Raw genomic sequence first — 21,978 nt, 5'->3', positions numbered from 1 at the left:
CGATCAGCGCGCCGGTAAATGCTTCAGTGGATCGACCGGCCGGCCCTGCTTGCGGACCTCGAAGTGCAACTTCACCTGGTCGGCATCCGTATTACCCATTTCAGCGATCTTCTGCCCCTTGACGACGCTCTGGTCTTCCTTTACCAAAATCTTCTGGTTATGCGCGTAGGCCGTCAGGTAAGTGCTGCTGTGCTTGACGATCACCAGTTTGCCGTAGCCACGCAAGCCAGTGCCGCTATACACCACCTTGCCGTCGCTGACGGCCAGCACCGGGTCACCCGCCGCGCCGGCGATATCGATGCCCTTGGCGCCGCCTTCGCTGAAGGTACCGACCACCTTGCCGCTGGCCGGCCAGATCCAGTTGCTGTTGGCACTGTCCGCAGCAGCCTCCGCCTTGGCGTCTGCCGCAGGCGCAGGCGCAGCTTTCGAGGTGGCTGCCGGCGTCTTCCGCTGCACCTGTGCAAGAGCCCGTGCCAGGGTCTGCTCAGAGTAGCTTTCCTTGCCCACCTGCGGCTCACGTTTCAGGGTGTCGCCGCTGCCGCTCTGGCTTTGCAGCTCGACCGACGAAGATCCCGGCGACTGCGTACGCAGCCCCTGCCCGACAACAATGTGATTCGGATTGTCGATATTGTTCCAGATCACCAGGCTGCGGAAATCCACGCCCAGCGCGGCGGCGATGGAGTGCAAGGTATCGCCCCTCTTGACGACATAGACGTCCTTGCCGGAAGCGACAGCAGCGCCATCGCTGACCGCCGACGGCGGCTGGCTGGCACAGCCGGCGAGCAGCAGCACGGCCAGCAAGGCCAGACACCCCGGGCATCCCGGTACGGACCCACGAGCAGAGAAAAAGCCCTTATCCTTCATTCGATTCCCGTCAATAGCGGAACGAAACGCACGGCATCGAGACGGGTTTCGACAAGCGCCTCGCCCTGCTTTTCGATCAACATCAACTGCTGCGTCGCCACCCCCAGCGGCAGGATCATCCGCCCGCCGGGCGCGAGTTGCTGCACCAATGCCGCGGGCACACGCGCCGCCGCCGCGGCGACGATGATGCTGTCAAAAGGCGCGGCTTCAGGCAGGCCCAGGCGACCGTCAGCGTGCTTCAGGCGAATCTTGAGCTGCTTGATCGCGCGCAGGTTGAGCCGGGCCTTGGCCAGCAAGGGCGCGATGCGCTCGATGGCAAAAACCTCATCCGTCAACTGCGCCAGCACCGCCGCCTGATAACCGCAGCCGGCGCCGATCTCCAGCGTCTTGCCCAGCGGGCGACCACCCGCACAGAGCGCCTCGATCATCCGTGCCACCACATAAGGCTGCGAGATCGTTTGCGCAAAACCCAGCGGCAGCGCGGTATCCTCGTAAGCGCGCGAGGCCAGCGCCTCTTCAACAAAGACATGGCGCGGTACGGCGGCGATCGCCGCCAGCACTTCTTCATCGTCGATTCCCTGCTCGCGCAAGCGCTCGATCATCCGCGCCCGCGTGCGCTGCGAAGTCATGCCCGTTCCGGAAACGACGCGATTCATGCTGCCAACCAGCCACGCAGCAGCGCCAGCTGGGCGTTGTGGGTCAGATCGACCTGCAGCGGAGTCAGCGAAACCTGCTTGTTCTGCACGGCATGGAAATCGGTCCCCTCGCCGGCATCCTGCGCCTCGCCCGCAGCACCGACCCAGTAAACGGTCTCGTGCCGTGGCGACAGCGCGCGCACCACCGGCTCCGCCTTGTGGCGTTTGCCAAGACGGGTAACAACGGTCTCGCGCAATTCCTCGTAGGGCACATCGGGAACATTGACGTTGAGCAGCACCGGCTCACGCAGCGCCTGTTTCTGCAGCATGACCACCAAATCGAGCGCCACCCTTGCGGCGGTCGCGTAATGCTCCCCCGCCTTGCTGCACAGCGAAATCGCCAGCGCGGGAACGCCGAGCAGAAAGCCCTCGGTAGCCGCGGCGACGGTCCCCGAGTAGATCGTGTCGTCGCCCATGTTGGCGCCAATATTGATGCCCGAAAGCACCATGTCCGGCAATTCGTCGAACATGCCGGTGACCGCCAGATGCACGCAGTCGGTCGGCGTCCCGTTGACGTAGTAAAAACCATTGGCGGCACGCTTCAGCGACAGGGGCCGATCCAGGGTCAGCGAATTGCTCGCCCCGCTACGATCGCGTTCGGGAGCGACAACGGTGATCTCCGCGATGTCCGACAGCACCCGTGCCAGGTGCTCGATCCCGGGTGCGAAGTAACCATCATCATTGCAGAGCAGGATGCGCATCATCAATCCACGAACACGGGCAAAGGGACAAAAAAACCGGCAAGCTGCCGGCCTTATCAAAATCGGCGCGGGCGATTGTCGCTCGCCCGGAGCGCACAGGACAGCGCCCGGCAGCCTTTGCAGAAAACCTTTGCCGGCGACATTCCGCGAGACCCGACCACCACCACTACGCCGACGTCAATTATAACCGCCTGCGCCGGACACGGAAAACTCAGTTCGCGCGCCCGGCGGAAGAGCAAGCAGTGCGCCAATAGCCCCTCGCCCCTCGCCACTCGCGGGAGAGGGGTTGGGGAGAGGGGGCCAGTGGCAATCGCCACTCCCGAAACAGGCCTGACCAGGAAAGCCCCCCTCTCCCCCAACCCCCTCCCCCGCAAGGGTGGAGGGGAGCAGAGCGGTGGCTGAACGAGGCCGCCGGGGCTTACTGCCAAGCTGTCGCAGGCGGTCATTTCTTGCCTCCCGGCCCTCAACTTCGCCGCCCGGATGCCGCTAAAAGTCTTACACGGCGCGCACAAAGAAAATTACTAAAGTTTTCCGGCAGGCCGTCGTAAGTAAAGTTGTCAGCGAACAAATCGCCACACAGGATCGACCGGCAGAAGCCTCGCCAGGCAGTCACCGGCAACTGAAGTCTGAAGTCAAATTGACAGTGATAGGAGAAGCAAAATGCCCCAAGTCATCAATACCAACGTCGCCTCGCTCAACTCACAGCGTAGCCTCAACATGTCGCAGACCTCACTGGCGACTTCCCTGCAACGCCTCTCGTCCGGCCTGCGCATCAACAGCGCCAAGGACGACGCCGCCGGCTTGGCCATCTCCGACCGCATGAACGCCCAGATCCGCGGTATCAACCAGGCGACACGCAATGCCAACGACGGCATCTCGCTGGCGCAAACGGCTGAAGGCGACCTCGATCAGATCGGCAACAACCTGCAGCGGATGCGCGAACTCGCCGTCCAGGCCGGCAACGCCACCAACTCCGCATCCGACCGCGAGGCACTCAACCTCGAAGTCCAGTCGCTGGCCGCCGAAATCGACCGCGTCGCACAGAATTCCTCCTTCAACGGCACCAAACTCCTCGATGGCTCCTTCGTCGCCCAGAACTTCCAGATCGGCGCCAACGGTACGACCAACGACCGCCTGACCATCACCGCGATCGGCAGCGCGCGCACCTCGGCCCTCGGCGGCACCGGCACCAGTTTTGCGGCTACCAAGCAAGGCACGGCAACTTCCGACGCACTCTCCGCTGGCGACCTGACGCTGAACGGCTTCCAGGTCGGTGCCTCTTCCCTCGGTAGCGGCCCTGGCCAGAGCGCTGCCAGCGCCTTCTCGATCGCTGCGGCGATCAACGGCATCTCGTCCAACTCGGGTGTGACCGCCACAGCCGATCCCAACAAGGTCGAAGGAGCAGCAATAGATGATACAGACGCTGGCGCAATTGCCGCGAACACCTTCAGCATCAATGGCATCAAAGTCGGCGCGATTGCCGACGGCACGACTGGTGCTGGCCAAGGTGCCAACATCGCCGCCGCCATCAACGCCATCGCAACACAAACCGGGGTTACCGCTTCCGCTAACGCAACCGACGGCAAGCTGACATTGACCGCCGCCGACGGACGCGATATCAGTATTGGCCTGAACGGCACAGCAGTCGACGATGCTACCGCGGACAGTGACAGAGACGACTTTCTCGCACAAACGGGTCTCGCAGACGCCAATGTCGGAACAAAAGCGGGTGACCTCCAAACTGCGACAGCCGAAGCCAATCACGGCACCGTGACCTTGAACAGCACCAGCACCGACGGAATTGTCTGGGGCGGCGCGCACGCTGACTATGCTGGTTTTGCTGCCGGAGGCGGCGTCACGAACGCTACGGTGTCATCAACGGTTTCCAGCATCGCCAACGTGAGTGTCCTCACCGCCAACTCCGCGACCAACGCCCTGTCAGCCATCGACGGCGCCCTGGCCACGGTGAGCAACGCTCGCGTTTCGCTCGGTTCGTATCAGAACCGTTTCGCTTCGGTGGTTTCCAGCCTGCAAACGACGTCGGAGAACCTCTCGGCCTCACGGAGCCGCATCGTCGATGCCGACTTCGCGGCGGAAACGGCCAACCTGACGCGTTCGCAAATCCTGCAGCAGGCCGGTACGGCGATGCTCGCGCAAGCCAACTCGCTGCCACAGAACGTGCTCTCGCTGTTGCGCGGCTAAGCGAAAGGTTTTAAATAGCGGTAACATCGGGGCGCGCCCGCGGTCACGCGGTCGCGCCCCGGCGTCTCTTCACCAAGGAGTGTGAGATGTACATCCCACCCACAGTCTCTTCAGCTTCTTCGCCAGCGCCACAGGGCCACCAGGCGATCAGCGCGGCCGCCCGGGAAGCAAGGGCCACGGCCAGCGGCAACAACGCGGCGGCGCCGGCCAATCAGGCGCAGGCCCTGCAGCAGGTACAAGCGCACCTGCAGGCGCAGGCGCCGGTGCAGGCGCCACCCGACAGCGAGAAGCTCGAGACCGCCATCCAGAGCGTTCGCGAGTTCGTCAAACCGACCAACAGCAATATCGAGTTCAGCGTGGACGACGACAGCGGGCAACTGGTGGTCAAGATCATCGACCGCTCGACCAAGGAAGTGATCCGCCAGATGCCGTCGGAAGAAATGATGGCCATCGCCAAGACGCTGGACAGCATCAAAGGGCTGTTCGTCACGCAGACGGCCTGAACAACGCGCGCTCGTGCCCCATGCAAGCAAGCATGCCGGTAGCAGCGGCAGGAGAAGATCATGGCGCTTTCCTCACCGGGCCTGGGCTCGAATCTTGATGTAAACAGCATCATCAGCCAGTTGATGTCGCTGGAACAACGGCCGCTGACCGCTTTGTCGCAGAAGGAAGCAAGCTACCAGGCCAAGATTTCGGCGCTCGGTTCGCTGCAGGGAACGATTTCGGCGTTGCAGACCGCTGCGGGAACCCTGGTCCCGGCGACCGGCACGACGGCGACGCAGAAATTCACCGTTTTCGCAACGACGCTCAGCGACTATTCGGTCGCTGCGGCGACCACCTCTTCGAGCGCAGTCGCCGGCAGCTACAGCCTGGAAGTCAACCAGCTGGCCAGGCAGCACAGCGTCGCCAGTGGCACCGGTGCCGCGACGCCCTTCTCCGGCACCGGCCATACGCTGCCGCTCGGCGGCACGCTGACCCTGTCGCTCGACAGCCTCGGCGGCAGCAGCCCGCACAAGAGCACCGACATCAGCATCGCCGACGGCGCCACGCCGGAGACCATCCGCGATGCGATCAACGGCGCCAACGCCGGCGTTTCTGCCCTGGTGATCAACGGCACCGCCGGCAAGCAACTGCTGCTGACCAGCAACGACGCCGGCAGCAACCAGTTCATCAAGCTCTCGGGAATCGCCGGCCTGGCCTACGATCCCGACGCGGCACCGGCGCCAAGCGACACCTTCGTGCAGTCGCAGGCGGCGCAGGGCTCGGCGTTCAAGCTCAACGGCATTGCCGTCGAAGGGGTCAGCAACCAGGTCAGCACGGCCATCGACGGCATCACCCTGAACCTGCTCAAGGGCCCGGAATCACCGGCGACGGCGCTGAGCACGACGCTGACCATCAGCAAGGACCACTCCAGCCTGACTACCGGCGTCAACGCGCTGGTCAAGGCCTTCAACGACTTCAGCAGCACCGCCAGCAGTCTCGGCACCTACAATGCGGCAACCAAGACAGCCGGCGCACTGAACGGCGACAGTACCCTGCGCACGGCGCAGAACAGCTTTCGCAGCGTCCTTGGCAACATCCCGGCGGCAGTTGCCGGCAGCAGCTTCCAGCGCCTCTCGGACGTCGGCGTCAGCCTGCAGAAAAACGGCACCCTGAGCGTCGATTCCACCAAGCTGAGCGCCGCGATCAGCAAGGATCTCTCGGCAGTCGCCAACCTGGTAGCCGCCTTCGGCAGCGCGTTCAAGGACGCCGCCGAGGGACTGGTCGGCAGCAACGGCCTGATCGCCGCGCGCCGCGCCGGAATCACGACCTCGATCGCCAGCCTCGGCAAGCAGTCGGAGGTGATTGTGGACCGCCTGGAGGGGATCGAAGCGCGCTATCGCAAGCAATTCACGGCCCTCGACACCTTGATCTCCGGGATGACCAGCACCAGCAATTTCCTCGAGCAGCAGCTCGCCATCCTGCCCACTTATTCTCTCTGAGGAACTGAAGATGTTCGGCAATGCAAGACACGCGATTTCCGCCTATCAGAAGGTCGGCGTCGACGCCGCCATCGAGGTCGCCGACCCGCACCGCCTGATCCTGCTGCTCTTCGCAGGGGCGCAGGCGGCGGTCGGCAACGCGCGCGCGGCGATGCAGGACAAGCGCACGGCGGCCAAGGGCGAAGCCATTTCGAAAGCGATCGACATCATCGGCAACGGTCTCAAGGTGAGCCTCGACCTCGAAAAGGGCGGCGAGATCGCCGAGCGCCTCGACGCGCTGTACGACTACCTGGTCCTGCGCCTGCTGCACGCCAACCTCGACAACGACCTGCCGGCGCTGGAGGAAGTTGCCGCCCTGCTCGAGGAGATTCACGGCGCCTGGCGCGCGATTTCGCCGAGTGCGACGCCGCAGAAAGCGGCCGTGGCATGAGTGCCGGGCTGAGCGCGCTGGAGCAGCTGCTGGCCTACTCCGAGGCGATGCTTGGCGCCGCAGAAAGCAGGGACTGGCAAGCCCTCGCCAGGCACGAGGCAGATCGGCGCGCGCTGGCCGACAGCCTGCCCGACGCACTGAGCGCCGAACTGCCGGCAGAAGAACAGCAGCGCGCCCGCGCGCTGATCGAAAGCAGCCTGCGCTGTGACACCTTGATTCAACCGCGCCTGGCGAGGCGCATGGATGAACTGCGCGTACTACTGCGCGCGGCAGCACCCGCCGCCGAATGATCGTCCCGGAAATCAGCACCCGCGTTCAGCCGAGCGCCGACCTCGCCCTGCGGCCGACGCCGCCAGCGCAGGAAATCACCGACAAGTTACCGGGGCTGGCCGCTGGCCAACGCCTGCTGGCCGAAGTGCAGGCTCTGCTGCCGAACGGCACCTACCGCGCGCTGATCAACCAGCGCAGCGTCACCCTGGCACTGCCCTTTGCCGCCAAGAGCGGCGACACCATCGAGCTGGAAGTCTCCGCGAGCAATGGCAAGCTGACCCTGGCCGTCGTTGCCCGCGGCGCGGCGGAGGGAGGGAGGGCGGGGAACGAATCGACCGCCACGCAGTTGAGCCGCACCGGGCAACTGATCGGCACGCTGCTGGCCCAGGTGCGCGTGACGGCAAGGGCGGCGCCGCCGTAGCACTGCCGCTGAACGGCAAACAGGCGATTGCTGCCAGCCCGCCGAATAGCGGCACCGATCTCCTGCCGCTGCTCAAACAGGCCATTGTGCAGAGTGGCATGTTCTACGAAGCGCATCAGGCGGAATGGGTCGAAGGGCGTTACAGCAAGGCGCAGCTGCTGCAGGAACCGCAAGGCAGGTTGCCGCCGACAACGACGCCTGCCCAGCAGGGCGCGAGTGCCCAACAAGGGCTGATGACAGCGGCGGGCAGTGAGAACGCCGCGGCGCGCAACAGCGGCGAGCCGGCAGCCGCCGCAAGGCCGCAAGCACCGCCGGCCTCGAACGAAGCCGCAAACCGAGGCGCCACGGCGGCCAGCCAGGCAAACCTCAGCAGCCAGCCAGCCGCCTCCTCGCCAGCGCCGCCAGCGGTCGCGCCGCAGCTGCAGGCCATCGTCCAGCAGCAACTCGAAGCTTTCGCGACGCAGAATTTTTCCTGGCAGGGACAGGTCTGGCCCGGCCAGCAGGTTCTCTGGGATATCGACAACGCCAACCACAGCCGGCACAGCGATGGCGAAGGCGAGGCGAGCAGCGAGAGTTGGCAGACGCGACTGCGTCTGTTCCTGCCCCGGCTGGGTGAAGTCGATGCCCGGCTGCACATCCAGGGGCAGCAGATCACGCTCAGCGTCGTCGCCAATGACGCCGCAACGCGGCAGCTGTTGAGCAGCGAAACGGCCGGCCTGCGCAGCCAGCTGGAAAAAGCCGGACTCGACCTCGCCTCGCTTGGCGTCACGGCACCACGTGCAGGCGAGGAGCATGGCCAAAGCGCCGGATAATTCCCTCAAAAACGCCGTCGCGCTGACCTACAGCCAGACCGACGCGGCGCCCCGCGTCGTCGCCAAGGGACGCGGCCTGCTCGCCGAGCAGATCATCGCCCGCGCCCACGAACACGGCGTTTACGTACACGAATCGGCCGAGCTGGTCTCGCTGCTGATGCAGGTCGACCTCGACCAGCACATCCCCCCACAGCTCTACCTGGCTGTCGCCGAGTTGCTGGCCTGGCTGTATCAACTGGAAAACGGCGCCACGCCCACCCCGCCACCGCTCTTTGCAGCCCCTGCCGAAGTTCCCGCCAAACCCTGACGTGGCGGCCACCGCCCATAGCCCCTATCCCCTCGCGGGGTTGGGGAGAGGAGGGAAGCGCGCGCAGAGAAGCAGTAAAGCCCCCCTCCCCCAACCCCTCCCCCACCAGGGTGGAGGGGAGCCGAGCACGGGCCGACGCAGGCTCACAATTGCGCCGCAAGCCGCCACGCTCGCTTACCCCGACCCCGCTTTTGCATTAAACTTCCCGCTCCAGGCGTTTGCAGGAAGGCAGATGGAAAATACGGACCTTGAGCCGAGACGGAAAGAGGAAACCCGCAGCCTCGAAATCGAACAGGCCGAGGATTACAGCGAGTATCTGTTGCACTCGAAAGCCGAAATTGTGGCCGTATTGCGTTCGCTGATTCAACGACGAGCGCTGGTCAGCGCCTATCTCGATCATGGTAGGGACTTCCTGTTGACCTCGCTGCTGGAGATCGACGCGGGCAACGGCGAACTGGTCCTCGACTGTGGTCGCGACGACGCGGTCAATCGCCAGGCGCTGCAGGCCAGCCAGCTCGTCCTGAGCGCGATGGTGGACAAGGTCAAGGTGCAGTTTACCCTGACCCAGCTTGCCGAGACGCTTTGCGATGGTCGCCCGGCTTTTCGCGCGGCGCTTCCCGACAAGGTGCTGCGCTTGCAGCGTCGCGAGTATTTCCGCCTGTCGACACCGATCGCCAAACCGGTCAAGTTCGTCACCACGATCAAGCGCATGGACGGTAGCACGCTGATCGCCGAAGCGTCCTTGCTGGACATCAGCGGTGGCGGTGTCGGACTGATGGCCACGCCCAGTCTGGCGGCCCTGCTGCCGAGCGGCATGGTGCTCGGCGACTGCAAGATGACACTTCCCGACGAGGGTCTGCTGGTCGCCAATCTGTGTATACGCAACAAGTTCGACGTCACGACCCGCGGCGGCGCACGCTACGTTCGCGTCGGCTGCGAGTTCGTGGCCATACCCGGAGCCAGGATGAGCATGGTGCAGCGCTACATCACGCGCGTCGAACGCGAACGCAAAGCCCGCCTCAGCGGCATGACCTAGGCGAGAGGAGGGGACTGGATTGCCACGTCGGCGACGCCTCTTCGCCATGACAGAATGACCACGGGGCCGGGCAGCCTTACGGCGTACCCGACCCCGCTTTACGCTTTACACCCCCGACAGCTAGAAACCGATGGCCAGCAAGGTATAGGCGGTGATCAGCGTCCCGACCATGGCCCCACCGTAGAAAATCAGCTTGGCAACGATACCGGCGTGAATACCGACGTCGTGCAGACTGTGAAAGATGCGATGGGCTGCGTGCCAGAGAAAGAGCGAAATGATCGCGAAGATGAAGCCCTTGCCGATAATGTTCTGGGCAAAAGCGAGCATGTTCGCGTAGCTCATGGTGTCGGCCGGCAGTAGCATGCCGAGCGGAACGGCCAGGCCGGTGATAAACACCAGGATCGGGCCAAGCAGCGCCGACAGCATGCCGCCAGCGCCGAACAGCGCCCAGAAGATGGGAGCGTTGGAACGTTTCAGTGTCTTTTTCATCGTGCCATCCCCCATACCAGGCCCAGCATGGCAAGGCTGGCGGTCGCGGCGACGGCTAGCCCGCTACCGGTAATTGCAAAATCCGGCAGTCGTTTTCCGCCGACGATGACCGGCGGCATGGTCCGCGGCATGATCTTGAACCAGGTGTAGGTGTGGTAGCACATCGCCGCCAGCGTCAGCCAGTGGAAAGCGATGTACCAGGGGTTTTTCAGACCTTCGAGCCAGATGTTCCAGGCCGCTTCGCCGCGCGAAAGGTAAACCAGTCCGGTGAGCAGGATCAGGGCATAGGCGGCCACGAAGAGGGCGGTTCCCTCGTGAATCATGTACTCGACGAAGAATGGATTTTTCCGCCACCATCCGGCCATTGGACGAACATAGGGACGACGCTTGTTCACTTGGCACCCCCCTTCGGAGTAAGGAAGCGCAGGAAATAATCGGCCGCGCTATTGGTCTTGTTCTGGTTGACGGCGTTGGCCGGGTCGACGTGCTTCGGGCAAACCTCGGAGCAGTAGCCAACCGCAGTGCAGTTGAACACCCCCTCTTCGGAATTGACCAACTCCATGCGCTCGGCCTTGCCAGCATCGCGCGAATCGATGTTGTAGCGGTGCAGCAGGGCCATCGCGGCCGGTCCGATGAACTCTGCATTGAGTCCGAACTGCGGGCAGGCGGCGTAGCACAGCATGCAGTTGATGCACGAACTGAACTGCTCATAGCTCGCCAGTTGCGCGGGCGTCTGCAGATACTCGCCTTGCGCCAGCGTGCGCTCTTCCTTGGGGATGATGTAGGGCTGGATGCTTTCGAGTTTCTCGATGAAGCCCTCCATGTTGATGACCAGATCTTTCTCGATCGGGAAATGCGCCAGCGCCTCGACACGCACCCGCGCCGGGTAGTAGTCGCGCAGGAAAGTCTCGCAGGAGAGGCTGGGTTCGCCGTTGATCATCATCCCGCAGCTGCCGCAAATCGCCATCCGGCACGACCAGCGGAAGCTCAGCGAGCCGTCGAGATAGTCCTTGATGTACTGCACGCCCTGCAAGACCGACATGTCGTCCGTAAAAGGTACCTCGAAGACCTGCTTGGACGGCTCCTTGTCGGTCTCCGGGTTGTAGCGCAGCACCTCGATTTCGATGATTCTCTGATTTTCAGACATTGGATGCCTTCCTTTCCTGCTCTGCCTTTTCGCCTGCAGCACCGTAGGCGCGCGTGCCCGGCTGCGACTTGGTAATCTTGACCGCGCCATAGTCGATGCGCGGCGCGCCGCCGGCGACATAATGCGCCTGCGAGTGCTTCAGGAAGTTCTCGTCGTCACGTTTCTCGAAACCGTCGAGACGTTGGTGCGCACCGCGCGACTCGCGCCGATTGAGGGCCGAATAGGCCATCGTCTGCGCTACGTCGAGCTGGTACTCGAGTTCGATGGCCAGTAGCCACTCGGTGTTCCAGACGCTCGCCTTGTCCTCGACATTGACGTCCTTGAAACGCTCCTTGAGCTCGTCGAGCTTGTTGCAGGTCTGCTGCATGGTCTCGGCCAGGCGATAGATGCCGCAGCCGTCCTCCATGGTCTGCGCCATTTCCTTGCGCAGCGTGGCGATGCGCTCGCTGCCGCCGGTTTTCATCTTTAGCCCGACGAGTCGCTGTTCAACCGCCTGCGCCTGCTTGAGCAGACTGGCCGAATTGCCCGGCGCCACCGCTTTGGCGAAACGCGCCGCTTCCTCGCCGGCGACCTTGCCGAAAACGCACAGCTCGGACAGCGAATTCGAACCCAGACGGTTGGCACCATGGATGCCGACGCTGGAGCATTCACCGGCCGCATAGAGGCCCGGCAGCGGCGACGCACAGAGCCCGTCGACCATGATGCCGCCCATGGTGTAGTGCACCGCCGGTCGCACCGGGATCGGCGCGCGCGCCGGATCGACGCCGAGAAACTGCTCGGCGAGCTCGTAAATCTGCGGCAGGCGCTCGCGCAGCTTGGCCTCGCCGAGGTGGCGCAGGTCGAGATGGACGACCGAGCCGTGCTGGCCTTCGATGGTGCGCCCCTTTTGCTGCTCGTACCAGAAAGCCTGGCTGAGGCGATCGCGCGGGCCAAGTTCCATGGCCTTGTTGCGCGGTGAAGGCTCGGCCGGGCCGAGACCATAATCCTGCAGGTAGCGATAGCCGTCCTTGTTCACCAGAAAACCGCCTTCGCCGCGGCAGGCTTCGGTGAATAGCAGCCCGGTGCCGGGCATGCAGGTCGGGTGGTACTGGACGAACTCCATGTCCCGCAGCGGCACGCCGTGGCGGTAGGCCAGGGCCATGCCGTCACCGGTGACGATGCCACCATTGGTGTTCTCGCGGAAGACGCGCCCGGCGCCGCCGGTGGCGATGACCACCGATTTTCCTTCGACCAGTGCCATCTCACCGGAGCCGATCTCGATGGTGACGACGCCCTGGACACGACCGTCCTCGACCACCAGATCGACGCAGAAATGCTCGTCGAAGCGCTTGATCGACGGATACTTGATCGACGTCTGAAAGAGCGTGTGCAGCATGTGAAAACCGGTCTTGTCGGCGGCGAACCAGGTGCGCTCGATCTTCATGCCGCCGAAGCGCGCACATTGACGTGCCCGTCCGGGGTGCGACTCCAGGGGCAACCCCAGTGCTCGAGCTGGGTCAACTCTTCGTTGCAGTGGGCAACGAAGTACTCGACCACATCCTGCTCGCACAACCAGTCGCCACCGCCGACGGTGTCGTTGAAATGGTACTCGAGGCTATCGGTGGGCAGTTTCACACCTGCCGAGCCGCCTTCGGCGGCCACGGTATGGCTACGCATCGGATAGACCTTCGAGATCAGCGCGATCTTGAGGGCAGGATCAGACTCCGCCACAGCGATGGCGGCCCGCAGGCCGGCTCCGCCGCCGCCCACAATCACTACATCTGCCTTGTAACTCTCCATGCTTCATCCTTTCTCACGCCGGCCATTGCCAGGCGCGACCAACAATCCGAGAAGCCCCGCAGGAGCACGCTCCTGGCGCAGGGCCGGCTGATTATGCACGCGTCAGCTTGCCGAGCCTGCCTGCGGGCCAACAATCTTGAGCGTCAACATTTGATACATACCACCGAAGAAACGCTGATCGCCGACGCTCACGAAGGAACTGTCTTTCGGCAACCAGGCAGTGACCTGTTCACTGAACAGGTCGTGCGCAAAGGGCTCGAGCCGGTCGAGGACCGGCTTCCAGAGGTAACGCATGGGATTCATTTTGCTGAGCGGCGCGTAGTCGACGATGGTCAGCGTGCCACCCGGACGCACCACCCGCAGCGCCTCGGCGAGCGTTTTTTTCGCGCACCGCCTGCGGCTGCTCGTGCAGCAGGAAGAACAGTAATGCACGGTCGAAACTCGCGTCGGCAAAGCCAAGCGCCGCCGAATCCATGCAATGCAGCTGGACGGGCGCATCCTTCGGCAATTTCTTGGCCAGATTCTCGAGCTGGATCGGCAGGATATCGGCGATCTCGAGCGAACCACCCGGCGCCACGCAGTCCACCAGCCGCGGCGTCAGGTCACCGTAGGCACAGGCAATCTGCAGCGTACGGCCGCCCAAATCGTGGCCGTAGTCGTGCAGCACGGCATTGCACAAACGCTTGTAATTGCCCCAGAGAATCAGATTTACCAGCCACTGCCGCTCGAATATATGCACCGCCCGCGGATGGACATAGGCCCACCAGTAATGCGCTTGCAGATAGTGAGGTATGTCAGGGAGGCTGTCCTTGACAGCCACGCACGTAGCCGCCGGTCGATCCAGTTGGTTTTTCATTATGAGAGCTTGGCAATGGTTGTTTTCAGCAAGAGGCGATGGCAGAGCGATAAGCTTGACCGAGGCTTACGCATTAGCCTTGCGCTGCCCAGAGAAGCACCGCTCTCCCGTCCTGCTCATTCATCATTCATTATTCATTGGCCCGCTGCTCACTCGCTGCGAAATATCGGAAGCCCGAAGCCGTCAGGCGCTAACGTACCCGATCGGCCAATCAAACGCAACCGAGGCAGAACTGCGTGCGCGTTGGCCGAAGTCGCGTCGGCCAGATCGGCGACACCCATGTCGCGCAGGCCGGCCAACGAGGCAGCGATCCGCGGCAACTCGGCGGGCGCATTCCTCCCCCCCCGCCAGCCACGCCGGTGGCATGTCCGGGGCGTCGGTTTCGAGGACGATGGCTTGCAGCGGCAGGGACGCGGCCAGGCGACGAATACGCGTCGAGCCGGAGTAGGTCATGGCGCCGCCAAAACCGAGTTTGAAGCCTAGCTTGATGAACTCGTCCGCCTGTTGGCGACTGCCGTTGAAGGCATGCGCGATGCCGCCCCTGACGCGGATCCGGCGGAGCTGCTTGAGCACCCGATCAACAGCACGGCGAACGTGCAGGAGCACCGGAAGATCGCATGCTCGGGCGATCTTCAGTTGTTCAATGAAAAAGTGCTCCTGGCGGTCGAGCGCCGGATCGGCGATGAACAGATCGAGGCCAATCTCGCCGATGGCGACCGGCCGATCCGATCCGGCGGGCAGCTGCTGCAGCCACTTCTGCAGGTGCCCCAAATCGGCGTCGCTGGCGTGCTGGACGGCAAGCGGATGAATGCCGTAGGCCGCCACACAGCCGGGGTAGCGCTGGCAACAGGCGTGCACCGCGGTAAAGCTGGCGACATCGACGGCCGGGACGACGATTGCCGAAACGCTGGCGGCTGCGGCCGCCGCCAGCACCGCATCGCGATCGTCGGCGAACGCCGCTGCGGCAAGGTGGCAGTGGGTATCAACCAGCATGCTCAAGCCTCGCCTGGATCAAAGGAAGCGGAAAGGCGGCTCAGGCTTGCGGCCACTGACAATGTCGGCCAGGGCAGCGCCCGAGCCACAGGCCATCGTCCAGCCAAGCGTACCGTGACCGGTGTTGAGGTATAGATTGCTGATTGGCGAGCGTCCGATCAGCGGCACATTGGATGGCGTGGCCGGGCGCAGCCCGCACCAGAATTCGGCCTCGGCGGCTGGTCGCAAGTCGGGAAAGAGCTCTCTGGTCCGGCGCATCAGGGCGTCGCAGCGGATGCTGTTGAGTTCGGTATTGTAGCCATTGAACTCGGCGGTTCCGGCAATGCGCAGGCGTTGGCCAAGGCGCGAAAACACGATCTTGTGGCCATCGTCGGTGAGGCTGACACTCGGCGCGATGCTCTGTGCCCCAAGCGCAACCGTCGCCGAGTAGCCTTTCGCCGGATAGATGGGCAAACGCAGGCCAAGCGGGCGCAGCAACAGGGGAGTGTAGCTGCCCAGCGCGACGACGTAGGCGTCGGCCTGGTGCAACTCGCCGCCGACCAAGGCACCCGCAATGCGGCCGCCCGCGGCAAGCAAGCGGTCGATCTTGGCAGCGTAGCGAAAAACGACACCGTTCGCCGCACAGCGGGCGGCGAGTTGCTGCGTGAAGCGGTGCGCGTCGCCGGATTCATCGTCGATGGTGTAGTCCCCGCCGACCAGTCGCTGCCGTACTGCAGCGAGCGCCGGCTCGATGGCCAGGCACTCGTCAACGCTCACCGTTTGCCGGTCGCAACCAAAGCCACGCATCACTGCCGCGGCCGCACTGGCGACCGTGAATTCGCGTCGATCCGTATAAATATGCAGGATGCCACGTTCGAGATGGTCATAGTCGAGCGAGGTTTCGGCGCGCAGCGCCTGCAACTGGCAGCGGCTGTACAAAGCCAGTGCGACGATGTCGCGCATGTTGGCGCGCGTACGCCGCGCAGTACACTCGCGCAGGAAGCGCAGACTCCAGTCCAGCAGGCACGCATCCCAGCGCAAACGAAACAGCAGCGGCGCGTCCTCGCGGCGCATCCAGGCCAGGGCGCGCAGCGGTGCATGCGGGTTGGCCCACGGCTCGGCGTGCGAAACCGAAATCTGGCCACCATTGGCAAAGCTGGTTTCCAGGCCGGCCGCCGCCTGGCGCTCCAGTACCGTCACCTGATGCCCGGCCCGGGCCAGATACCAGGCGCTGGTGACGCCGACAACGCCGGCGCCGAGGACGACAACTTTCAAGCCGAAAACCGCTGCGGCGCAGCTGCGCCGAGAAAGCCGCGCGGGTAAGGTGCAAGCCGCCGGAAGGCTCGCTCGCAACAGGGGATGCGCGAAGGCATGGCATGCGCTTCCGCGAGAGCGAGGGGAAACACTGGGAAAAGGGAATGCTGGCTCAACGGCTGTTTCCAGGTTCAGGCCGCCGGGAGCCCTTGCTCGCGAGCGATACGGACCACTTCGGGAATGCGGCGCAGGCTGCGCATCAGGCGCGCCAGTGAGGTGCGATCAGCGACCTGGACCGTAAAATGCAAGGTCGTGTACAGCCCGGAGTCTTTTTCGTCCATGTGGACATTCAGAATATTGGTTCCGGAACTGGATATCTCGGTGGCAATCCTGCCCAAGGCACCGAGGGTATTCTGGACCACGACCTGCAGGCGGACACTGAACAGTTGGCCCGCTTCCGGCGCCCACTCGACATCGATCCACTTCGCCGGTCTGGCCTTGCGGGCTCTGCGGATCGCAGGGCAATCATGGGTATGAATCACCAGCCCCTTGCCCTTCCAGATCGAACCGATGACCGGATCGCCGGGGATCGGCTGGCAGCAGGGCGCAAACTGAACAGCCATCCCTTCACTGCCACGAATGACCAGGGAACTGCCCGGCTTGCTCTTGTCGGCAGGCAGCGACGCGCTCTCCTTGTTCAACAGGCGGCGAGCGACCACGCCGGCCAGGCGGAAACCGAGCCCAATGTCGGTGTAGACCTCCTTGACCAGTCGGTTTCCGGAATCGCGCAGCACACTCCTCCAGCGCGCCACTGGCACCTCGGAGGCGCTGATGCCAAGCGCCCGCAACTCCTGCCCAAGCATCTTTTCACCCAGCGCCGTGGACTCGTCCTGGTGCGCCGTTTTCAGGTAGTGGCGAATTTTGCTGCGCGCCCGACCCGTCTTGACGTGCGTCAGCCACTCGGCACTCGGGTGGGCATCGGCTGCGGTAACGATATCGACGCTATCGCCACTGACAAGCTCGGTGGCCAGAGGCACCAGGTTGAAGTTGACCCGGGCAATGACGCTGTGATTGCCGATATCGGTGTGCACGGCGTAAGCGAGGTCGACCGCCGTCGCACCGCGCGGCAAGGCGATGATCTTGCCCTTCGGGGTGAAGACGTAGATCTCGTGCGGGAAGAGGTCGACCTTGACGTGTTCGAGGAACTCCGAGGAATCACCGGTTGAACTCTGCAGCTCCAGCAAAGAGTGAAACCACTTGGTCGTTTTCTGTTGCAGCGCTTCGCCGAGCGAGTCGCTGCCCTTGTACAACCAGTGCGAAGCGATCCCTTCCTGCGCCACTTTGTCCATCGCCGCCGTACGAATCTGCACCTCGAACGGCGTCCCGTGCGGACCGATCAAGGTGGTGTGCAAAGACTGATAGCCGTTCGGCTTGGGGATGGCTATATAGTCCTTGAACTTCCCCGGCACCGGCTTGTAGAGCGCATGCAGCGAACCGAGGGTGAGATAGGTGGTGGGCACGTCCTTGACGACGACGCGAAATCCGTAAACATCGAGCACCTGAGAAAACGACAGGCGCTTGTCGAGCATCTTGCGATAGATCGAATAGAGACTCTTCTCGCGACCGAAAACCTGCGCCTCGATATCGGCAGCGTTCAGTTTGCCCTTGATGCCCTCGAGAATCCGCGACAGCAACTCGCGCCGGTTGCCACGCGCCGCTTTCAGGGCGCGCCCAAGAACACGCGCGCGCATCGGGTAGATCAGCTGGAACGACAGATCCTGCAGCTCGTTGAAAAGCGTACTGAGGCCCAGCCGACCGGCAATCGGCGCATAGATTTCCAGCGTCTCGCGGGCGATGCGACGGCGCTTGTCGACGCGAACCGCCGCCATCGTCTGCAGGTTGTGGTGGCGGTCAGCCAGCTTGATCAGCACCACGCGCAGGTCGCGTGCCATGGCCATCAGCATCTTGCGGAAGTTCTCGGCCTGCGCATCTTCCTGCGACTGAAACTCGATCTTGTCGAGTTTCGACAGGCCATCGACCAGGTCAGCGACCGGTTTGCCGAAGTGTTCGACGATCTCGGCCTTGCTGACCGCCGTATCCTCCATCACGTCGTGCAGCAGTGCAGCGACCACTCCCTCGACGTCGATCTTCCACTCGGCGATGGCGCCGGCCACCGCCAGGGGATGCGTGATATACGGCTCTCCCGACTTGCGGACCTGTCCGCGATGCGCTTCCTCGCCAAACAGATAGGCCTTGCGAACCAGATTGATTTCGTCCTCCGACAGGTAATTCAGGCTGTCGATGAAGACGCTGTACGCGGGATCATCCTCGGGAGGGAGGAAGTCCGAGGGCTTGTCAGCCACCGCTAGCTCAGCTGGGGCAGCTGAAATGCTCGCGGTGACCACTGGATCCACGGTGACACACGGAAAACTGGTCCGCGAGGTTCAGGCTTGACCGCGGTTGAGAACTTCCAGACCGACCTTGCCAGCGGCCAACTCGCGCAGGGCAATTACCGTTGGCTTGTCACGGCCACCATCAACCAGCGGTGTTGCGCCGGCAGCAAGCTGACGGGCGCGGTAGGTCGCGGCCAGGGTCATCTGAAAACGATTTGGTATGCGCTGCAGACAGTCGTCTACGGTCACTCGTGCCATGCAAAATCTCCCAGGAGAATCAAAGCATTGTTGCGAAAAGGATGGAATGGCGCCGGCGCTGTACGGGGCAGCGAAGCCGCGAGGCGTGAACCACCGCCAATAGGTCGAGCAGCGCTCGCTGTAGATCGTCGTTGATAATAACATAGTCGAATTCGTCGACATGGCGCATCTCTTCCCGCGCCGCGGCGACGCGCCGGGCAATCGTCTCGTCGCTGTCGGTCGCGCGCCCGCGAAGACGACGCTCGAGCTCGCCAAGCGACGGTGGCAGGATGAAGACGCCGATTGCCGCCGGAAATACGCGACGTACCTGCTGCGCACCCTGCCAGTCGATCTCCAGGAGCACGTCCTGGCCGGCTTGCAGGGCCGCTTCGATGCCGCTGGTCGATGTCCCGTAATAGTTGCCATGTACCTGTGCCCATTCGAGGAAGTCGTCGCTCCCGACCTTGTCGAGAAAATCCTGGACGCCGATGAAGTGGTATTCGAAACCATCGCGTTCACCAGCTCGCGGCGCCCGCGTGGTATGAGAAACCGACACCCGGATGCGCGGATCGTTCTCAAGCAGGTGTCGCACCAGGGTCGTTTTGCCAGCGCCTGAAGGCGCCGTGACAATGTAGAGATCTCCGATCATGGTTCTTCCTGGCCAGCTAATGGTCACCACATGTTGAGGGACCTCCAATCATGAAAGTCATGACTGCCCCCCCTCTTTCCCGGCCCTTCTCCCGCAGCGGGGAGAAGGGAGATTCGTGAGTCGCGTACGCGGGGTTTTTACAGTGATGCGAAAGCGCAATTGTACCCGCGCGCGCGCCAGGCGAGCGCCATCGCCGCGCCGCTTGCTGCTTCGGCGGCATGGACTCGCCGAGCCGTACAGTGGAGAATCACAGCCTTCAGTTCTCCACTTGGCGAGGAACCACTCGATGTCCCGATGCAAGTTCACACAGCGCACCGCCCTTTTGCTTGCCGCCCTGGCCGCCAGCAACGCTGGCGCGGTCACGATTCCAGTCAAGATGCTCGACCTCGACGACATGTCGTGCCGTGCCTGGACGGAATCCAAAGCCGACGCCGACGAGCGCGCTCTGTATGTCGCCTGGATACGCGGCGTGCTTACCGGCCACAACTACGTGAATCGCAGCCAGCAGGTGTCGGCGATGTCCAGCGGAACCGTCGAGAAACACGTCACTCGCTACTGCAATGACAACCCGCGTGGCGAAGTCAGCGATGCGGCATTTCGCCTGAGCGACCGCTTTTCGGGTCGCAACGAAGCGATCACCAAATAGACGAAGAGCCGCTTGCGCGGCTCTTCTGGCAACGATCCCACCAACACTCCCAGCAACAGTCGGCCCGCTCGGTGCGCAAGGCCCGATGGTCGTTCCGTAGCCTCGTTGCTATTGTTGGTTCTTGCCCTTGATGTTACCGGCCGTGGCGCCAATTACGCCGCCAATTGCCGCTCCGGTCCAGCCGTTACCGCCGGAGATGGCGGCAATGCCCGCCCCCGCAGCCGCGCCAATCGCCGCTCCACTGACCGTTCCCTGCTCGCGCGGCGTCATGTTGGTACAACCGAGAACGGTCAATGCGGCCGCCGTTGCCAAAGCCAATCCAGTTGTTTTCATCTCTCGCCTCCGTTATTTGCTTTTGTTGAGTCCGGGCACGACCAGCTCGAACCAGATCGTCTCGACCACCGGGCGTTGCAACTGATCGGGATGCGCCGCGTACCAGTTGTCAAGGGCTGCGAGCGTCGTGTCCAGTGTCTGACCCTTCATCCCCTTGGCAACTTTCGGCGAAAAGTCGCTCATGGTCGCCTTGGGGTTGTCTGCCTGATAGGCGACGTCGACCAGGATGGCATTGGACAGACCGACCAGATAGGCCTTCTTGACCTCCGGAGCAGACGTCGTCCAGTGCGTACCAGTGACCAGTGGCACCTCCTCGGTGGCGCCAACCGTACCGGCGGTAAGCAGCAATGCCGCGCACACGGCAGATGCTGCCTTCCTCAATGTGAAACGACTCAATCCAATAGGCATAATCTATTCCTCCATGACAGGAAGCTCCAAACTATCACAGCTCAGCGGCCGTTTGAAGCGAAACTTTGCCGCCAGAACAACCACGAAAGTCCTTGCTGGCGCCTGGCGCGCTGGCCCGGCATCGCTGATCACTCCAGATTGCACCTGCTATCTAAGTGGGCTTCGTATACAGCGTGGTTAAAGCGTTCCTGCCAATCGACCATCGCCGGTAGTGCACATTGTGGTGCACAGCGGCGTCTGGCCTTGTGATAGGCGGTTATCCCCCTGTACCTAGCAAGGAAGCCAGCCCATCCGCCGATATCGGTAGCGACGTCGCAACGCTCGATCTTGATCCGCTCGTTCATGGCCGGCTTCCTTTAATCGCTCCAGCCTCCTCCAAGAAACCCGAGAAGGTGCACTGCATCGCGTACACCCGACGACCGGCGGGGAAATACCAGTTGACGCGGCAGAAGGGGTTCGAGACACTTTTCGTGAGGCTGCCAAGTCTCTAGGCGTAATCCTATGACGCGATTGCAGACCGATGACAATGAAAAGGTTCGGACACTACGAAGAGATTCCCATAGAGCTGCGGCGCGAGGATGCCACCGTGGTAGCGATCATGTCGGCAGTGATCGCCGGAACGCTGTGCATAGGCGGGTGGGTTGGCGATGAGCCTACTTACTTTGGGTGGGCTGGTGTCGTCTTGCTTGCTGGCGCAGGCCTCGCGACGCATTTCTTTCGGAAGAAGCAGGCGTTTGTTGCTGACCCAGAATCGCAGACAGCCCTCTACGATGAGGAGATCAAGGAACTAGCAGATGCGGCGGAAGAACGGGATCAGGCAGAGGGCCCTCGTTGGCGCCGCTATGTCTTGCTCGGTGTCAATATCGCAAAGGGTTTGGGGTTGCTGGCGCTTGACTTGGTGAAGAAGCTAGCGTCTCTGATAATTGGTGGGCTAATCATTCTCGCGGTGATGGGGGCCTTCGCTGCAGCACCGATACCTATGGCCATTCTGATCGGCGCCTTGATCATCGCCGGCGCAGTCAGCCGATAGCGGCTCACTTTATCTCTAATGGCGGTTGCCATGTAGCGCGTAGAGACTTGGAGAAGGTCGGCGGC

General features: G+C 63.0%; 24 protein-coding genes and 2 pseudogenes. 11 read left to right on the top strand and 15 right to left on the bottom strand.

What is annotated here, in order from left to right; all coding sequences use genetic code 11:
• Positions 1–3: 3 nt before the first annotated feature.
• Genes E4Q23_RS09200 through surE form a run of 3 tightly spaced genes read right to left on the bottom strand, consistent with a single transcriptional unit; the run spans position 4 to position 2,260 of the window.
• On the bottom strand, positions 4–801 hold the full coding sequence (locus tag E4Q23_RS09200; RefSeq protein WP_248595338.1) for a peptidoglycan DD-metalloendopeptidase family protein: 798 nt from the start codon (positions 799–801) through the stop codon (positions 4–6).
• A 59-nt stretch (positions 802–860) separates the two neighbouring features.
• Positions 861–1,520 carry a protein-L-isoaspartate(D-aspartate) O-methyltransferase gene (locus tag E4Q23_RS09195; protein WP_169066364.1) on the bottom strand — a complete coding sequence of 220 codons (660 nt, stop codon included), beginning with the start codon at positions 1,518–1,520 and terminating at the stop codon, positions 861–863.
• The gene (gene surE / locus E4Q23_RS09190; RefSeq protein WP_169066363.1) at positions 1,517–2,260 is read right to left on the bottom strand and encodes a 5'/3'-nucleotidase SurE; all 744 of its coding nucleotides are present in this window, start codon (positions 2,258–2,260) and stop codon (positions 1,517–1,519) included. Before surE ends, E4Q23_RS09195 begins: the two co-directional genes overlap by 4 nt.
• Before the next feature lie 660 nt (positions 2,261–2,920).
• Between surE and E4Q23_RS09185 the strand changes: the two genes are divergently transcribed.
• The 9 genes from E4Q23_RS09185 to E4Q23_RS09145 all read left to right on the top strand — a co-directional run bounded on the left by E4Q23_RS09185 (position 2,921) and on the right by E4Q23_RS09145 (position 9,720).
• A complete protein-coding gene (locus E4Q23_RS09185) occupies positions 2,921–4,462 on the top strand; it encodes a flagellin (RefSeq protein WP_169066362.1) in 1,542 nt (513 codons plus the stop codon).
• An 86-nt stretch (positions 4,463–4,548) separates the two neighbouring features.
• A complete protein-coding gene (locus tag E4Q23_RS09180; protein WP_169066361.1) occupies positions 4,549–4,965 on the top strand; it encodes a flagellar protein FlaG in 417 nt (138 codons plus the stop codon).
• 60 nt (positions 4,966–5,025) lie between these two features.
• A complete protein-coding gene (fliD, locus tag E4Q23_RS09175) occupies positions 5,026–6,444 on the top strand; it encodes a flagellar filament capping protein FliD (protein WP_169066360.1) in 1,419 nt (472 codons plus the stop codon).
• A gap of 10 nt (positions 6,445–6,454) precedes the next feature.
• Positions 6,455–6,874, top strand: coding sequence for a flagellar export chaperone FliS (gene fliS / locus E4Q23_RS09170; RefSeq protein WP_169066359.1), 420 nt, complete (start codon positions 6,455–6,457; stop codon positions 6,872–6,874).
• Positions 6,871–7,164, top strand: a complete 294-nt coding sequence (locus E4Q23_RS09165) for a flagellar protein FliT (RefSeq protein ID WP_169066358.1) — start codon at positions 6,871–6,873, stop codon at positions 7,162–7,164. Before fliS ends, E4Q23_RS09165 begins: the two co-directional genes overlap by 4 nt.
• A complete protein-coding gene (locus E4Q23_RS09160; RefSeq protein WP_169066357.1) occupies positions 7,161–7,565 on the top strand; it encodes a hypothetical protein in 405 nt (134 codons plus the stop codon). Before E4Q23_RS09165 ends, E4Q23_RS09160 begins: the two co-directional genes overlap by 4 nt.
• A 98-nt stretch (positions 7,566–7,663) precedes the next feature.
• Positions 7,664–8,377 carry a flagellar hook-length control protein FliK gene (locus tag E4Q23_RS09155; RefSeq protein ID WP_169066356.1) on the top strand — a complete coding sequence of 238 codons (714 nt, stop codon included), beginning with the start codon at positions 7,664–7,666 and terminating at the stop codon, positions 8,375–8,377.
• A complete protein-coding gene (locus E4Q23_RS09150; protein ID WP_169066355.1) occupies positions 8,358–8,684 on the top strand; it encodes an EscU/YscU/HrcU family type III secretion system export apparatus switch protein in 327 nt (108 codons plus the stop codon). The genes E4Q23_RS09155 and E4Q23_RS09150 overlap by 20 nt, the downstream gene beginning before the upstream one ends.
• A gap of 232 nt (positions 8,685–8,916) precedes the next feature.
• Positions 8,917–9,720, top strand: coding sequence for a flagellar brake protein (locus E4Q23_RS09145; RefSeq protein ID WP_169066354.1), 804 nt, complete (start codon positions 8,917–8,919; stop codon positions 9,718–9,720).
• Between the two features lie 120 nt (positions 9,721–9,840).
• Here E4Q23_RS09145 and frdD read toward each other — a convergent pair whose 3' ends face one another.
• From frdD to gmk, 10 genes and pseudogenes are all read right to left on the bottom strand, one after another.
• A complete protein-coding gene (gene frdD / locus E4Q23_RS09140) occupies positions 9,841–10,209 on the bottom strand; it encodes a fumarate reductase subunit FrdD (protein ID WP_211203698.1) in 369 nt (122 codons plus the stop codon).
• A complete protein-coding gene (locus E4Q23_RS09135; protein ID WP_169066353.1) occupies positions 10,206–10,604 on the bottom strand; it encodes a fumarate reductase subunit C in 399 nt (132 codons plus the stop codon). The genes frdD and E4Q23_RS09135 overlap by 4 nt, the downstream gene beginning before the upstream one ends.
• On the bottom strand, positions 10,601–11,356 hold the full coding sequence (locus E4Q23_RS09130; RefSeq protein WP_169066352.1) for a succinate dehydrogenase/fumarate reductase iron-sulfur subunit: 756 nt from the start codon (positions 11,354–11,356) through the stop codon (positions 10,601–10,603). Before E4Q23_RS09130 ends, E4Q23_RS09135 begins: the two co-directional genes overlap by 4 nt.
• Positions 11,349–13,135, bottom strand: a pseudogene (frdA, locus tag E4Q23_RS09125) (fumarate reductase (quinol) flavoprotein subunit). Before frdA ends, E4Q23_RS09130 begins: the two are co-directional and overlap by 8 nt.
• Before the next feature lie 229 nt (positions 13,136–13,364).
• Positions 13,365–13,991, bottom strand: coding sequence for a rhodoquinone biosynthesis methyltransferase RquA (gene rquA, locus E4Q23_RS09120; protein WP_248595337.1), 627 nt, complete (start codon positions 13,989–13,991; stop codon positions 13,365–13,367).
• A 149-nt stretch (positions 13,992–14,140) separates the two neighbouring features.
• Positions 14,141–14,984: pseudogene (locus E4Q23_RS09115) on the bottom strand (TatD family hydrolase).
• Positions 14,985–15,002: 18 nt separating this feature from the next.
• The gene (locus E4Q23_RS09110; protein WP_169066351.1) at positions 15,003–16,238 is read right to left on the bottom strand and encodes a D-amino acid dehydrogenase; all 1,236 of its coding nucleotides are present in this window, start codon (positions 16,236–16,238) and stop codon (positions 15,003–15,005) included.
• A 170-nt stretch (positions 16,239–16,408) separates the two neighbouring features.
• The gene (locus tag E4Q23_RS09105) at positions 16,409–18,580 is read right to left on the bottom strand and encodes a RelA/SpoT family protein (RefSeq protein WP_291997485.1); all 2,172 of its coding nucleotides are present in this window, start codon (positions 18,578–18,580) and stop codon (positions 16,409–16,411) included.
• 81 nt (positions 18,581–18,661) lie between these two features.
• Positions 18,662–18,868: a DNA-directed RNA polymerase subunit omega gene (gene rpoZ / locus E4Q23_RS09100; RefSeq protein WP_169066350.1), complete on the bottom strand. Its 207-nt coding sequence runs from the start codon at positions 18,866–18,868 to the stop codon at positions 18,662–18,664.
• 19 nt (positions 18,869–18,887) lie between these two features.
• Positions 18,888–19,496, bottom strand: a complete 609-nt coding sequence (gene gmk, locus E4Q23_RS09095; RefSeq protein ID WP_169066349.1) for a guanylate kinase — start codon at positions 19,494–19,496, stop codon at positions 18,888–18,890.
• A gap of 286 nt (positions 19,497–19,782) precedes the next feature.
• Between gmk and E4Q23_RS09090 the strand changes: the two genes are divergently transcribed.
• The gene (locus E4Q23_RS09090; protein WP_169066348.1) at positions 19,783–20,142 is read left to right on the top strand and encodes an HdeA/HdeB family chaperone; all 360 of its coding nucleotides are present in this window, start codon (positions 19,783–19,785) and stop codon (positions 20,140–20,142) included.
• Positions 20,143–20,250: 108 nt separating this feature from the next.
• On the opposite strand, the gene E4Q23_RS09085 is transcribed toward E4Q23_RS09090, so the two are convergent.
• The gene (locus E4Q23_RS09085; protein WP_169066347.1) at positions 20,251–20,475 is read right to left on the bottom strand and encodes a YMGG-like glycine zipper-containing protein; all 225 of its coding nucleotides are present in this window, start codon (positions 20,473–20,475) and stop codon (positions 20,251–20,253) included.
• 12 nt (positions 20,476–20,487) lie between these two features.
• A complete protein-coding gene (locus tag E4Q23_RS09080; protein WP_336511647.1) occupies positions 20,488–20,835 on the bottom strand; it encodes a hypothetical protein in 348 nt (115 codons plus the stop codon).
• A 574-nt stretch (positions 20,836–21,409) separates the two neighbouring features.
• Between E4Q23_RS09080 and E4Q23_RS09075 the strand changes: the two genes are divergently transcribed.
• Positions 21,410–21,913, top strand: coding sequence for a hypothetical protein (locus tag E4Q23_RS09075; protein WP_169066346.1), 504 nt, complete (start codon positions 21,410–21,412; stop codon positions 21,911–21,913).
• The last annotated feature ends 65 nt before the right edge of the window (positions 21,914–21,978 follow it).

Source organism: Candidatus Accumulibacter phosphatis, assembly GCF_012939955.1.
GTDB lineage: Bacteria > Pseudomonadota > Gammaproteobacteria > Burkholderiales > Rhodocyclaceae > Accumulibacter > Accumulibacter delftensis.
This window is presented reverse-complemented; position numbering and strand designations above follow the sequence as displayed.